Annotated in this window: 10 protein-coding genes; 5 read left to right on the top strand and 5 right to left on the bottom strand. The window is 45.5% G+C overall.

What is annotated here, in order from left to right; translation table 11 throughout:
- Positions 1 to 162: 162 nt before the first annotated feature.
- Together glgP and A4R26_RS11320 are read right to left on the bottom strand one after the other, a co-directional pair.
- Positions 163 to 1,818 carry an alpha-glucan family phosphorylase gene (glgP, locus tag A4R26_RS11325; RefSeq protein ID WP_081163892.1) on the bottom strand — a complete coding sequence of 552 codons (1,656 nt, stop codon included), beginning with the start codon at positions 1,816 to 1,818 and terminating at the stop codon, positions 163 to 165.
- Positions 1,819 to 2,075: 257 nt separating this feature from the next.
- Entirely contained in the window at positions 2,076 to 3,035 is a 960-nt protein-coding gene (locus tag A4R26_RS11320) for a hypothetical protein (protein ID WP_081163891.1), read from the bottom strand.
- A 309-nt stretch (positions 3,036 to 3,344) separates the two neighbouring features.
- Between A4R26_RS11320 and A4R26_RS11315 the strand changes: the two genes are divergently transcribed.
- Complete coding sequence (locus A4R26_RS11315; RefSeq protein ID WP_081163890.1) at positions 3,345 to 4,016, top strand: metal-dependent transcriptional regulator; 672 nt, start codon at positions 3,345 to 3,347, stop codon at positions 4,014 to 4,016.
- A complete protein-coding gene (locus tag A4R26_RS11310) occupies positions 4,003 to 5,886 on the top strand; it encodes an Nramp family divalent metal transporter (protein ID WP_242674884.1) in 1,884 nt (627 codons plus the stop codon). The genes A4R26_RS11315 and A4R26_RS11310 overlap by 14 nt, the downstream gene beginning before the upstream one ends.
- A gap of 113 nt (positions 5,887 to 5,999) precedes the next feature.
- Here A4R26_RS11310 and A4R26_RS11305 read toward each other — a convergent pair whose 3' ends face one another.
- Together A4R26_RS11305 and A4R26_RS11300 are read right to left on the bottom strand one after the other, a co-directional pair.
- Positions 6,000 to 6,611 (bottom strand): Crp/Fnr family transcriptional regulator, encoded by a 612-nt coding sequence (locus tag A4R26_RS11305; RefSeq protein ID WP_081163889.1) that lies wholly within the window; start codon positions 6,609 to 6,611, stop codon positions 6,000 to 6,002.
- A gap of 9 nt (positions 6,612 to 6,620) precedes the next feature.
- Positions 6,621 to 7,223 carry a Crp/Fnr family transcriptional regulator gene (locus tag A4R26_RS11300; protein WP_081163888.1) on the bottom strand — a complete coding sequence of 201 codons (603 nt, stop codon included), beginning with the start codon at positions 7,221 to 7,223 and terminating at the stop codon, positions 6,621 to 6,623.
- 193 nt (positions 7,224 to 7,416) lie between these two features.
- On the opposite strand from A4R26_RS11300, the gene A4R26_RS11295 reads away from it, so the two are divergent.
- A complete protein-coding gene (locus A4R26_RS11295) occupies positions 7,417 to 8,652 on the top strand; it encodes an isocitrate dehydrogenase (NADP(+)) (RefSeq protein ID WP_081163887.1) in 1,236 nt (411 codons plus the stop codon).
- Between the two features lie 1,235 nt (positions 8,653 to 9,887).
- On the opposite strand, the gene A4R26_RS11290 is transcribed toward A4R26_RS11295, so the two are convergent.
- Positions 9,888 to 11,795, bottom strand: a complete 1,908-nt coding sequence (locus tag A4R26_RS11290) for a beta-N-acetylhexosaminidase (RefSeq protein ID WP_081163886.1) — start codon at positions 11,793 to 11,795, stop codon at positions 9,888 to 9,890.
- 263 nt (positions 11,796 to 12,058) lie between these two features.
- Between A4R26_RS11290 and A4R26_RS11285 the strand changes: the two genes are divergently transcribed.
- Together A4R26_RS11285 and A4R26_RS11280 are read left to right on the top strand one after the other, a co-directional pair.
- The gene (locus A4R26_RS11285; protein ID WP_081163885.1) at positions 12,059 to 12,886 is read left to right on the top strand and encodes a universal stress protein; all 828 of its coding nucleotides are present in this window, start codon (positions 12,059 to 12,061) and stop codon (positions 12,884 to 12,886) included.
- A gap of 248 nt (positions 12,887 to 13,134) precedes the next feature.
- Positions 13,135 to 14,043: a LysR substrate-binding domain-containing protein gene (locus A4R26_RS11280; protein WP_081163884.1), complete on the top strand. Its 909-nt coding sequence runs from the start codon at positions 13,135 to 13,137 to the stop codon at positions 14,041 to 14,043.
- Positions 14,044 to 14,099: the final 56 nt, after the last annotated feature.

Raw genomic sequence — 14,099 nt, 5'->3', positions numbered from 1 at the left:
CCAGCCTGAACCTTCGCCGCAAAGTATAGACCAGGAGCCAGCGAGGGCTATTCATAAAAAAGGACCATCCGCCAACCGGCTGATGATCCTTAATATTATTTTAACAATTTTTCTTAAATACTGTATTCCCCTGTATCAACTATCAACCCATCAACCTGTCAACTATTTATACAACAACTCGTAGTACTCATTCGCCATTCTGCCCGAATCGAACTGGAAGCGAACATCGCGCATTCCGTTTTTGGCGATCGTGCGCCAGGTATCGTACCGCTCGTAATACATAGGCAGAATTTCATTCTCGAGAATGTCATACATTTTTTCCAGGTCGTATTGGTCCTGTTCCTGTACGCTCATTTTGCCATAATCGGGATGGAAAATCACAAAACCATTATGCCCCTGATCAATAAACTCGGGAATCCAGCCATCGGAAGTGGAGAAGTTGATGGCGCCGTTCATGGCAGCCGTCATACCACTGGTACCCGAAGCCTCGCGGGGAACGCGCGGGTTATTTAACCAGATATCCGCAGCCTGCTTCATCCGCTTCGATAACGCCAGTTCATAACCGACAAGCACCGCCACGTTTTTATAATTTTTGCTTAAATGAACCAGGCTATTGAAATCATTGATAGCGGGGTAATCCATCGGGTAGGGTTTACCGGCCCAAATGATCTGCACGGGATGTTTGGTATTGTTCAATAATTTTTCAAATCGTGCTTTATCACGCGTTAGCAGCTCTGCTCTTTTGTAACCGGCAAAACGGCGCGCCCACACAATGGTAAATACATTCGGGTTGAATATTTTACCCGTTTGATCGGCTACTATATCAAACGACCGGCGTTTGAGGTATTTCTTGCGATCATCCCACCAGCTGTCATTGCCCTCTTCAGCGGCGCGGTACAATTGTTTATCGGCCCAATAGCGCCAGTTCTGTGCATTGGTGATTGATATGATCGGACAAACATTTTCATGCTTTCCCCACATGCTTCGCGATACTTCGCCATGTAGTTTCGATACCCCGTTGGCCAGGTGCGCAAAACGCAATGCTACCAGGGAGTGATTGAACAGATCGTCGTGCATGCCGGTGAGTTTGCGTACTTCGTCGATGCTCAGGCCGCAGAAATAACTCATCTTATGACACAGGTGTATATCGTGCTTTTCATTTCCGGCTTCTTCAGGCGTATGCGTGGTGAACACCAGGCGCTTCTTTACTTCTTCAACCTTGTTGCCGAATTTCTTGTACAGGTAAAACACCGACGATACGCCATGCGCTTCGTTCAAATGGTATAGGTCGGGATTGAACCCTAATTCATCCAGCAGCTTGGCGCCGCCAACACCCAGTAATATGAACTGGGCAACTTTGGTAGCCACGTTGGCATCGTATAAGCGATGAGTAATGGTTTGTGAAACGTGATCGTTTTCAGGCAGGTCGGTGCTCAACAAAAAAAGCGGCGCTGTTTTGAATGTTTCCGGGTTCAGATAATATGCCTTCACCCATACCAGGTGATCGTGAATGGTTATCTGAAATTTAATACCGGTATCTTCCAGGAAATGATAGTTCTTTTCGAGCCAGGTTACCTGCAGGGTGTGGTCCTGGTTACGCGCCTGATCGTAATAGCCATACTTCCACAAAATGCCAATGCCCACCATATTTTGTTGCAGCTCATATGCGCTGCGCAAATGCGATCCTGATAAAAACCCCAAACCTCCGCTATAGATCTTCAATGGTTGATGCACTGCATACTCCATTGAAAAATAAGCTACTCGTTTACTGTATTTTCCCTCTATCGGGTAAGGAACTGTAAAATTGGTAAAACTCATATACACTGTTCATTTTAAACTTCCAGGTACTTATATATAAATAGCCTGTCAATGGTACAAAGATGCTATAAAAACGGGGCGAATATAACGTATAATTCCAATTCGACGGGATTAAGCGATGTGGTTATGCCGAAAGTTAAAACAATCTGAACTAATGCTCGTTAGCACGCTTGCATGAAGTTGCGGTTTACCGGTTTCAACTTATCAGCTGCAAAAGGCATATTCCTTGTCAACCTGTTAACTGATCAACCAGCCTCCTATTTCACTTTTTCTTTACCCTTTGATGTAGACGCCTTCTTCTTAAAATAGCTTCCGCTAAAGAAACACTGTATGTCGCGGTACGATCCGCAACCGCCTTTTTCTTTCATGGTAACCTTACTGCCACTGAATGTAAATTCAACTGAACAGGGATTATCGCTTTTAACAAACTGCGCCACCGTAGGTGAAATAAAACGTGCATTACCTTTCAACTCGCCGTTACATTTGCCGCCATTTTTTTCAAAATGCACAAAGAAGATTATTTCAGAAGCATTCTTTCCATCCCGCACTGAAACGAAATTGCGGTCATTTTGCACATAGTCGCCCGAAAATTTATTATTAGCCGCCAAGGTATCGATGGGATTGAAAACGTCCTGAATTATATCTTCATTTGGCTCTGTTACAATAAGGGTAAAATTATCCCCGTTCCGGTCGTAGAAATAAACGTTCCTTTTATATATCAGGTCGCCGCCGGTTTTTTTGGTATCGCGGTAAGTGGTGATCTGAAATTTTTTATCGAGCATACCATATGCGGAACTGTAATTGTCGAAACCGGTTCTTACCAGCGTCATGGCCTGCAGGAATTTATTGTCCTTACTGAAACAGGCCAGGTAGGCGGCCCGCTTGCTGCCGGCCACCAAAGCGGTGAACAAATAGTTCTCCTTTTCCTTTTCAACAGCCCGGCCAAGTGCATATACTTTTGGCGAGGCCTTCCCAAAATCTTTCCGCCAGATGCTATCGGGTATAAATTGTGAAAATGTATTAAGCTCAAGCAGCATTGAATCATTCTGTTTCTTCAGCAGGGTGGTATCGGCTACAGAAAAAGGCAGGTTTACTTCAGGATAAAATGCAACAAAGTCAGCAGAGGTCACTATCTCACCTGCCTGTAGCGTTTTTTTATCATCCTTACATGAAAATAAGATTAAAATAAAACCCAGACTAAAAAGGTACTTCTTCATAAAACATCCAATAGCTGTTGATGAATAAAAGTAAGCATTCAATCCCACTTGTAAAAGAAAACACATTTGCCTAAAAACTAATGCCACCTTAATGCGGCACTGTTTGGCGGAGCCGATTTATTTTTTAGATTTGTCTAAATTTTATTTTAGATAAGCAATAAAAAGAGAATTTCAGATTTCTGATTAAAGGATTTTAAGATTTGTTTATTTGGCTAAGCTCAAAAGGAATTTCAGGGTTTTGCGATCTGTCAGCATGCTAAACTCAAGGAAATCTCGAAATCAGAAATCCCAAAATCAGCAATCTCACGTATGGTTCCCCAATATTCAAGCAGCAGAGAGAATTACCTGAAAGCGATCTTTCACCTGCAGGAAGTTCATGGCACTGTGACCACCAACGATGTGGCCAGTGAAATGCAAACCCGGCCTGCATCCGTGACGGATATGCTGAAGAAGCTGAAAGCGCAGAAATTATTATTGTATGAAAAATATAAGGGCTTTAAACTGAGCACGGAGGGCCGTAAAGTAGCGCTTCAGATCATTCGAAAGCACCGGTTGTGGGAATATTTCCTCGTTGAAAAACTACGCTTTGGCTGGGATGAAGTACATGAAATTGCGGAGGAACTGGAGCATATCGGCAGCAAAAAACTCATCGACCGCCTCGATGAATTTTTAGGTTTCCCTAAAACCGATCCGCACGGCGATCCCATCCCCGACAGCCAGGGCCGATGGACGCTCACCCGGCAGGTTGACCTGCTGAACCTGCCTGTAAATCAGCAGGCTGAAGTAAGCGGCATCGGCGATCAGTCGGCAGAGATCCTTGAATTACTTAACCACAAACATATAGGCCTGGGCACCCGGCTGGAGGTAAAGAAAAAGTTCGCGTTCGACAATTCCATTGAACTTAAAATAAAGAACCAGTCGCCCGTAACCATTAGTGAACATGTAGCAAAAAACGTATTTGTGAAATATGATGATGAATAGAATAAAAGGGGATGCCTCTTTAAGCGAAGTACACGAATCGGTCGATATCAGCAAAAAAGCTATGGGCTGGAAACGCGTGTTCGCATTTTTCGGCCCCGCTTACCTTGTTAGCGTAGGTTATATGGACCCCGGCAACTGGGCCACCGACCTGGCCGGCGGCAGCCGTTTCGGCTATTCCCTCATCTGGGTTTTACTCATGAGCAACCTGATGGCCCTGTTGTTACAAACCCTGAGCGCCCGGCTTGGTATCGTTCGCGGGCGCGATCTGGCCCAGGCTAACCGCGAAACCTATCCCCGCCCGGTAAACTTCCTGTTGTATATACTGGCAGAGATTGCCATAGCCGCTACCGACCTGGCTGAAGTACTGGGCATGGCCATTGGTATTAACCTGTTGACCGGCCTGCCACTTATCTGGGGCGTTTCCATTACCGTGCTCGATACTTTTTTACTGTTATTCCTGCAACGGCTGGGCATTCGTAAAATGGAAGCTTTTATCATTGCTCTTGTAGCGATAGTGGGATTGTCGTTTCTCGTAGAGATCATTATTGCCAAACCTGCCTTTGGTGAAATAGCTACCGGTCTGGTGCCTACCCTGCCCAATGAACAGGCATTATATATAGCTATAGGCATAATCGGTGCAACTGTAATGCCGCACAACCTGTATTTACATTCTGCGCTGGTGCAAACCCGTAAAATTGCCAAAACAAAAGAAGGTATAAAACAGGCATTGAAATGGAGTTTTATCGATTCAGCCATTGCACTGAATGTGGCCTTCCTCGTAAATGCCGCTATACTGGTTCTGGCAGCCACTACCTTCTTTAAGAAAGGAATGGTTGAAGTGGCCGAGATCAAAGAAGCGCACCAATTATTGTCGGGACTGTTAGGTTCATCAGTAGCGCCGGTGCTTTTTGCCGTTGCGTTGATCGCCGCCGGACAAAGTTCAACTGTTACCGGCACCCTGGCCGGACAAATAGTAATGGAAGGTTACCTGCGCTTGCGGATCAATCCCTGGATGCGGCGCATGATTACCCGATTGCTGGCCATTGTTCCTGCCATTCTGGTTATTGCCATTGCAGGAGAAAAAGAAGTAGATGCCCTGCTGGTATTGAGCCAGGTTATCCTCAGCCTGCAACTGGGTTTCGCCATCATTCCGCTTATCCATTTCGTAAGCGACAAAAAGACCATGGGCTCGTTTGCGATAAAACCCATTGTGCAAATAGCTGCCTGGATAGTGACCGCCACGCTGGTGTACCTGAATCTTCGCATGTTGATCAACGAAGTAAGCTCATTCTTTGCGGGGCCTACCAATATTTTATGGAATATCCTGATCATTACCAGCGGCGCCGTTTTCCTTGGCTTGCTGGCCTATATTATCTTTTATCCCATCTTCAGCAAATCAAAAAATGCATCTATACAAATGCACCCGCATGTAGATGGATTGCAAAAACTAAACATCCCAACCTATAAAAAGATAGCGGTAGCACTTGATTTCGGCGAGCATGACGACCAACTGCTGGCACACGCCATAGGCCAGGGAAAGGGAAATGCCGAATACCTGTTGATACATGTGGTAGAAAGCGCCTCGGCGCGTTTGCTGGGCAGGGAAAGTGACGATTACGAAACCCGCCACGATGAAGCGCGCTTACAAATGTATGTTCAACAATTACAGGAACAGGGGCTGACAGCCACCAGTCAACTCGGTTTCAGGAACCGCGCGGAGGAAATTGTCAGGATTATCAAAGAATCAAAAGCCGATATGCTGGTCATTGGCGCTCACCGTCACAGCGGCATCAAGGACTGGTTGTATGGCGAAACCATCAACTCTGTACGGCATGAGTTGAAGATACCGATCTTGGTAGTAAATCTATAACAGTTTATTGTTTATTGTTTTTGGTTTATTGTTCTTGCACTTCCAGGCTCGCGCAATTATTTTAGTTGTTCGAACCGCGAAGCAACCATAAACAATAAACGATAAACCATAAACTACTTCTTCTGAAGTAACAGGTGTTTTAACCTCGAAAACGTTTCCGGTTTAATATTGAGGTAAGAAGCAAGGACCTTCTGCGGCACCCGCTGCAACATATGAGGATGGTTGTTGATGTATTCGAGAAAGCGGTCGCGGGTAGAAGTGTTTAGCTGATCGAAATAGCGGGCGTCCTTTTTTATGAACATCTGCATAATGATAGCGCGGCCCAGGACTTCGGCTTCGGGCACTTTTTCGAGCGCCTCCTGCATGCGGTCGTGCCGTATTGAAACCAGCACCGTAGGCTCTAGTGTTTGAATGATGACTTCAGAGGGAACGCGGTGATGAAAGGAGATCTCAGACTGGATGATATGCCCCTCGGTGGCCAGTTGCAGGGTAACCTCGCCCCGAATGGGCGAAAGCACGTATTTACGAACAAGGCCTTTGATAACTACGTTCAGGTAATCCTCCATTTCGCCCTGGTTAACCAGTCTCTTCTTTTTCTCAAAACGGCGGATCTCAAGGTAAGGTATCAATTGCTCCACCGATCCACGGCTTATTTCCGAGAATCGCTGAAGATGCACCAGTAGTTGTTCGTAGCATTCCCGGGCAACAATATTTTTTTCCCCCATAAAAAAACATCATTTAAGATAAGGAGCATCTGAGTTCTTTTTGGTTCTCAGTAAATGCTTGAGCCGGCTGAAAGTTTCAGGTTTTATGTTCAGGTACGAGGCCAGGTACTTTTGCGGTACCCGCTGAAACAGTTCCGGGTTTTCGTTCATAAAACGCAAAAAACGCTCTTTTGTGCTATACCGGATGCGTTCAAGCTCCCAAACTTCTTTTTGCAGGAACAATTCGGTAATGATCAAACGGCTTAAACGCTCCAGTTTAGGGTATCGGCTATATAACTGTTCTGCTTTGTCGTGATGGAGTGAGTAAAAAGTGGTGGGTTCTATGGTTTCAACCACATACCCCGAAGGGTTTCCTGAAAAATACGATACGGAAGAAGAGATCAGCTCTCCTTCCTTTGCTATCTGGGTTATTATCTCTTCTTTTCCCTTTACAAAAAACTTTCTGGCCAGTCCTTTTATAACGAAATACAAATACTTTTCCGTTTCGTTTACGTCGGTTAGCCGAACTTTTTTATCTACAGATCTTACTTCAATGGAATTGATAAGTGCCTCCAGTTCCTCAGCCGGAAGATCAATAAACTGGTCTATATACTTCTGTAATATAGCAACCATACTGCAAGTTATGTTTTATCAACAATTAATAGTTGGGGTTTCACCGGGAGCCTCAGTTTTTTAGGTACATATATGTAGCCGCTTCTGGAAAAACAACATACGATCGGGCGGTTGGGCAGCTAAAAAGCCTTTTGCACATTTGGCCATTCTGCTGTAGGTTTGCACCCTTATTTGAAGGCAAAAACAAGCATTTATGGCACAAAAAATCAATGTACAGAATCCTGTTGTAGAACTGGATGGCGATGAAATGACACGCATTATCTGGAAATTCATCAAGGATAAACTCATCCTTCCCTACGTTAACGTCGATATCAAATACTATGACCTGGGTGTTGAATACCGCGACCAGACCAACGACCAGGTTACAATTGATGCCGCCAATGCTATCAAACAGTATGGTGTAGGGATCAAATGTGCTACTATCACTCCCGACGAAGCGCGGGTAAAAGAGTTCTCCCTGAAACAAATGTGGAAGAGCCCTAACGGTACCATTCGTAACATCCTGGATGGTACAGTATTCCGTGAACCCATCGTAATCAACAATATCCCCCGTTTGGTTACCAACTGGACAGCCCCCATCATCGTTGGCCGCCACGCTTTTGGCGATCAATATCGTGCTACCGATTCAGTGATCAAAGGAAAGGGTAAACTCACCATGACCTTCACTCCCGAAGACGGCGGCGAACCTCAGACTTTCGAAGTATATAACTTCAAAGGCGATGGCGTTGCCATGACAATGTACAACACCGACGAAAGCATCAGGGGTTTTGCCCGCAGTTGCTTCAACATGGCCCTCGCTAAAAAATGGCCTTTGTACCTGAGCACAAAGAACACCATCCTTAAAAAATACGACGGTCGCTTCAAAGATATTTTCGAAGAAATTTATCAGAACGAATTCAAACAGGCTTTCGATCAGGCCGGCATCGTTTATGAGCACCGTTTGATCGATGACATGGTTGCCAGCGCGCTGAAATGGAATGGCAATTTCGTTTGGGCCTGTAAGAACTACGATGGCGACGTTCAAAGTGACACTGTAGCGCAAGGATTTGGTTCACTGGGTTTAATGACCTCCGTTCTGATCACTCCCGATGGCAAAACCATGGAAGCTGAAGCGGCTCACGGTACCGTTACCCGTCACTACCGCGACCACCAGAAAGGCAAACCAACCAGCACCAACCCTATCGCTTCTATCTTTGCATGGACAAGAGGACTGGCCTTCCGCGGCAAGCTCGACGGCAACCAGGCCCTTATCGACTTCTGCAACACATTAGAGTCTACCTGTATAGAAACAGTTGAAAGCGGTAAAATGACTAAAGATTTGGCCGTTTGTATCCATGGAAATAAAGTAGAACACGGAAAACACTTCCTGTATACTGAAGAATTCCTCGATGCCATCGATACCAACCTGAAAAAGAAAATGGGTCTTTAATAACTCTCCCGGTCTGAACCGGGATCAAAATCAGCAGGTTATAATAATTTTCATATGCCCTGGCGTTACGATAGCTATCGTACCGCCGGGGCCTTTTTATTTACACCCCTTCGCAAACTGTATTGAAACACTCTGAATATGGCTATCTCCTCCTCCCCGGCTTACACCGGCGTTGCACCGGATAGTAAGGGCCAGTGCAATTTCTATGCAATTCCTATGCAATTTCCAGGGCTGTTATAGTGCAATCGGGGACCATAAACCTGCAGTCGGGAAGCCAGTCGTACGGCTGCGGTAGTATTTATGGTAACCATCCTGCTCCCCCAAACAAAAAGGCCCTTCCCACCGAATAGGATCGGCATCGGGAAAAGCCTTTGTGATGATAATACCCCTTAACTTACCTATTTTAAAAGTTCTTTGTGCTCAATTTTTAGTTCCCCGCCCCGGGGGCTGCTCTCCTTAGCCCCTGTGCGCTCTGCAGGATTATTGAATTATCACAACTTGTCCCGATATAGTCGGGATTATCGGATAATTACCTTATCACATTCACTATTTCTGTGCCTGAGCAGGCTGCCGCACCGGAATTCCTGTTAACGAAACCATAAACCCCACCAAACATTTCAAAACCCGCTGCCGCCTGAGACATAATTTCTACAAAAAAGGCCCCGTTTTCACCGGGGCCTTTAGAAATGATTGATTAAACCCTAAACAGTACATTCTTTAACGTGCAGGAACCACTACCGCGAGCTTAGCGGTTAATCATCACCTTGTTATGTAGGGTCGATGATCTATTTTAATTGACAGTTCACGCAATAAATACGTTGCGCCTTCAGTTAAGTAAGCATGTTAAAGTATAGATAATGTACCGGTAATTTTTACGGTAGCGGAGAAAAGCCGTTCGAACGTTTTGCAGAAACATGTCATGTTCAAATACTAAATGACAGCAGGATCACCGGCTTAAATATTATAACAAAAAATATTTTGCCATTAATCTGAAAAGCCCGAACGTTATTTGTGAAAGAGAGTTGAATTACAGCACGTTGTCGAAACATTAACCCAGTTATTACCCTTCCTTTTAAAAATATTTAAGTTTTCTTGCCAGGGGAACGCCCATGTACGCGTGAAGGATTAAACAAAAGTACGGCCGGCGTTCCTATTTTATTTTAAAGTAAAAGGTCTGACGGGTTTCCCATCAGACCTTTTTTATTCCTGCATTTCAACATTATCGAATTATCACATTACTTCTTCTTCTCTGCCCGCTTTTTCAATTCGGCAACCGGAATAACAACCATTCTTCCAATCGGTTCCTTCCCCCTGTACGTGATCACTTTCAAATTAACGGCATCAACCGGCACTTTTACCGCCTGGGTGTATTTGGGATAGAACCGGTCGGGAAATGAATTATCGAAGCTGTAATAGATATCCAGTCCCTTCACCTCAGTGGTCATTTCAACTTTCAACTGATCGCCGTCTTTGGAAGCATTGAAAATTGGATCGTACATACTGGGTGCATACTTTATTTCGGCTACATCAAAACGGGTGAAATGATCTTCCACACGGCGAATGAAGTCGTTCCAGTTCTTTTTTTCTTTAGGCGTCCAAACACTTTCTGCCACCGCGAACGCCCGGGGCCAGGTCATATATTGTGCATGGCGCATATTGTACACCTGCTCCGTCCACAAGTTGGCCTGACCGCCTTTGATAAATTTAGGATCTGCGCCCTCGGGCACCGGTTCAAAGGCATATGAATTTGTTAAGAGCACCGTTTGGTAAACCGGCGGCTCAATAGCGGCGTCGCCCTGCATCAGATCGATGTACACATGGTTATTGGGGCTCATTACAACTTCATGTTTTAGGTTAGCTGCTTCCGCCCCGCCTTTTGAACCGCGCCAGCTCATCACCGCCGCATTGGGCGCCAGTCCGCCTTCCAGAATTTCATCCCAGCCCATCATCTTTTTTCCTTTCGACTCAATGATCTTTTCCACGCGTTTAACAAAATAACTTTGCACCTCATGCATATCTTTCAGGTTCTCCTTTTGCATCAGTTGTTTTACGGCGTCGCTTTTCTCCCAGAAATTCTTGGCGCATTCGTCGCCTCCCATATGAATATATTCAAATGGAAACAGTTGGGCTACTTCGGTGAACACTTTATCGAGCACTTCGTATACTTTTTCATTGGCCGGGCACAGGGTATTGTCAACCAGCGCATAAAAGGTGCCGTTGCCCCATTGCATGAATTTTTCGCCTGAGTTTACCCGGTAAGTGCCGGGTGTGCACGACAATTCGGGATATGATGCCACAACCGCCATGCTATGACCGGGCACATCCACTTCGGGAAGAATATTCACGAAACGATCGGCTGCATATTTAACCAGCTCTCTGATATCGTCGTGGGTATAAAAACCGCCATAGGTGCGCGGTTCATTATCGGCAGGGGGCGTGAAAGTACCGAATGTACCCGTTTTCTCAACGCGCCAGGCGCCTACCTCTGTAAGTTTTGGAAGCGATTTTATTTCAATGCGCCAGCCCTGGTCATCGGTAAGGTGCAAGTGTAATAAATTGTACTTGTACCTAACCATATTGTCTATGTAGTCTTTAACCTGTTCTTTGGTAAAGAAGTGGCGCGATACATCGAACATCAGACCACGCCAGGCAAAACGCGGATAATCGGTAATGTGTACACCGGGAATAACCCAGCCTGCTTTTTTTACCACCACAGGGCTTTCTATTTCTTTAGGCAGTAACTGAAACAGGGTTTGAACGCCATAGAACAAGCCTGCCGCATCATTGGCAGTAACCTGTACACCCGTTGCCGTCACATCCAATGTATAACCTTCTTTGCCGATCGATTTGTCGGCTGTTTTGTTGATTGCAAAACTGATCACATTTCCTTTAGCGCCAGGAGCAGCGGCAGCCAGTGTGTAACCGGCAGCTTTTTTTACCTTATCGGTGAACATCCGCACCACCCGTTGTACTTCGGCATTTTTAGCATCGGCGGCAACTTTGGTTTGGCCGGAAAGCATGAACCGGGCGCTCTTTTTTTCAAGCGAAACCGGTTGTGGAATAATGGCAATGTCATTCGCTGTTTGCGCAACCACCATGGTACCAATTAAAAAAGAGGTAAGTAACAGGCTGATTTGTTTCATATTAATCTTATTCTTTGAGGATGTTTTTTCGTGAATCGTGAATCGGCAATCGTGAATAACCCCAAAGTCGGAGTTAGCCGCGAAATGGTTGCACCCGAATTGTAGGCCAGCCAATTGCAGGGCGGTCTGCATTGCCGACTGCCGATTGCCGGTTTGTAAATTAAGGGAAAATATCCGGTCACTTCCATGAAAATTAATGCAAACGATTGATCCTCTTTATTGAATGATCATTAATTTGTAACTTCCCAAAAACAATCAAATACATGAAGAAATTGCTGGTTCCTACTGACTTTTCAGATACATCGAAGAATGCGGCCCTGTTTGCCGCTCAAATGGCTGCAGACGTTCAAAATGCAACGATCATACTGATCCATGTATCAGATAAGATAACCGGCGGCTCAGACGGATCTCCTTTAACCGAAGACGATGATGACCGTCGTATCATTCTTTCACAGGCGCTTAGCCAGTTGAAAGACGAACTGTTAGCCGTAGCCAACGTACCTATTGAATTCGTTATGGAAAAAGGCTCTTCCCTTGTGGAAATCCTCAGCCGCTATGTTCGCCACCAGGGCATTGACCTGGTGATAATGGGTATTACCGGCGCCACCCGCCTCGAGCAGATCTTTATGGGTAGCAATACCCTCGAAATGGCCCAGGAAAGCGCCTGCCCGGTTTTGATCATTCCGCCAGACGCAAAATACCGCAAGATCAAAAATGTGGTGCTCGCCAGCGACTTTAAAGATGTTGATTCCACTATTCCCCTGGCGCCGCTGAAAGCCACCCTCGACCTGTTCAAACCAGCCCTGCATATAGTGAATGTCGATAGCGAGCATTATGTTGAGCTCACCGACGAATACAAAGCTGAAAGAAAAAAGCTGGAAACCATGTTGAGTAAGTATACACCTGAGTTTTACTTCATCAGGCAATATGATTTCTTTGACGCCATCAGCCAGTTTGCCGAAGACAAGAATATCGACCTGATCGTAATTGTTCCCAGGGAACGTTCTTTCCTCAGCGGTCTGTTCAAAACCAGCCACACCAAAAAGCTGGCCTATCACAGCCATATTCCAATTGTGGCCATACACCAATAAAATGCTGAACGCTGAACGCCTAACGCTTAAGGCTTGCTCGCGAAATTCCGACTAGTCTGCTACTGCCTACCCGCAAGGTTATAAGCCGTAATTCCCGACAGCCTGTGCTTTGGGCATTCAGCGTTAATTTTCAACTGTATTCGTATTTGCCCTGCTTCGGCTTTTATCCTTCAGTTGTATTTTGCGTTAAGCGTTCGGCATTAAGCGTTAAGCTCAAACTTACAGCGGTGAATAATACTATTAACTGAATGCTCAGTTACAGTCATATTGTTTTTTTTGAAGTGGCTTCCCACCTCAGCTTCTCCAAAGCGGCCGATATTTTATTTATCAGTCAGCCGGCTATTACCAAACACATTCAATCACTCGAAAAGCATTATAAAGTAAGCCTGTTCGAACGTAAAGGCAATTCGGTATCGCTCACCAGCGAAGGCCGGATCCTGCTCGAATCCGTGGTAAAAGCCCGGGAGCTGCAACGCCAGCTGGAATTCGACCTTACCAAACAAAAGAATCTGCAGCTAGCCCGGGGCTCGCTAACGCTGGGCACCAGCACTACCATATCACTTTACGTTATTCCACCCGTTTTCTCGGCCTTTCACCAACAATATCCCAATATCGATCTCACCCTTATTAACCGCAACTCGGAGAACATTCTGAAAGCCCTGCTCGATCATGAGATCGACCTCGCCATCACCGAAGGGCGCAACACCATTACCTCCGTGAAATATCAGTTCTTTTTAACAGATGAGGTAATACCCGTTTGCAGCGCCAAAAGCAACCTGGTAAAAAAGAAAAACCTCACTCCCGATGACCTGAGGACCCTACCCGTAGCCTTACGTGAAAGAGGTTCCGGCACACTGGCAGCGGTTACCGAAGCATTGCAAAAATGTAAAATAAGTATCGCCGATCTGCAACATAAAATAGTACTGGGCGGAACCGAGGCCCTGAAGAATTTTCTGCTCGATGATGTTTGCCTGGGCTTTTTGCCGTTGCGGTCAGTTGCGAGGCAACTGAAGAATGGCGAACTGGTTCGGTTATCCATTGCTGGTTTGCAAATACATCGTGCGTTCTATTTTATGCAACGGCGCGGTTCAGAAACGGATCGCATCAATCAACTCTTCATTAAACTGGCTACCAGCCATTATAACAAAAAGTTATAGCATATAAGCAAACGGTATCGTTGCGTTTGCAGCAGGTTGTTACTTTTACCTTGTCA

Origin of the sequence: Niastella populi (genome assembly GCF_002078015.1) — a bacterium.
GTDB lineage: Bacteria > Bacteroidota > Bacteroidia > Chitinophagales > Chitinophagaceae > Niastella > Niastella populi.
This window is presented reverse-complemented; position numbering and strand designations above follow the sequence as displayed.

Excerpts from the sequence above, each read along its gene's own strand:
- glgP (WP_081163892.1), bottom strand. The coding sequence starts at position 1,818 with ATGAGTTTTACCAATTTTACAGTTCCTTACCCGATAGAGGGAAAATAC.
- A4R26_RS11320 (WP_081163891.1), bottom strand. The coding sequence starts at position 3,035 with ATGAAGAAGTACCTTTTTAGTCTGGGTTTTATTTTAATCTTATTTTCA.
- A4R26_RS11315 (WP_081163890.1), top strand. The coding sequence starts at position 3,345 with ATGGTTCCCCAATATTCAAGCAGCAGAGAGAATTACCTGAAAGCGATC.
- A4R26_RS11310 (WP_242674884.1), top strand. The coding sequence starts at position 4,003 with ATGATGATGAATAGAATAAAAGGGGATGCCTCTTTAAGCGAAGTACAC.
- A4R26_RS11305 (WP_081163889.1), bottom strand. The coding sequence starts at position 6,611 with ATGGGGGAAAAAAATATTGTTGCCCGGGAATGCTACGAACAACTACTG.
- A4R26_RS11300 (WP_081163888.1), bottom strand. The coding sequence starts at position 7,223 with ATGGTTGCTATATTACAGAAGTATATAGACCAGTTTATTGATCTTCCG.
- A4R26_RS11295 (WP_081163887.1), top strand. The coding sequence starts at position 7,417 with ATGGCACAAAAAATCAATGTACAGAATCCTGTTGTAGAACTGGATGGC.
- A4R26_RS11290 (WP_081163886.1), bottom strand. The coding sequence starts at position 11,795 with ATGAAACAAATCAGCCTGTTACTTACCTCTTTTTTAATTGGTACCATG.
- A4R26_RS11285 (WP_081163885.1), top strand. The coding sequence starts at position 12,059 with ATGAAGAAATTGCTGGTTCCTACTGACTTTTCAGATACATCGAAGAAT.
- A4R26_RS11280 (WP_081163884.1), top strand. The coding sequence starts at position 13,135 with ATGCTCAGTTACAGTCATATTGTTTTTTTTGAAGTGGCTTCCCACCTC.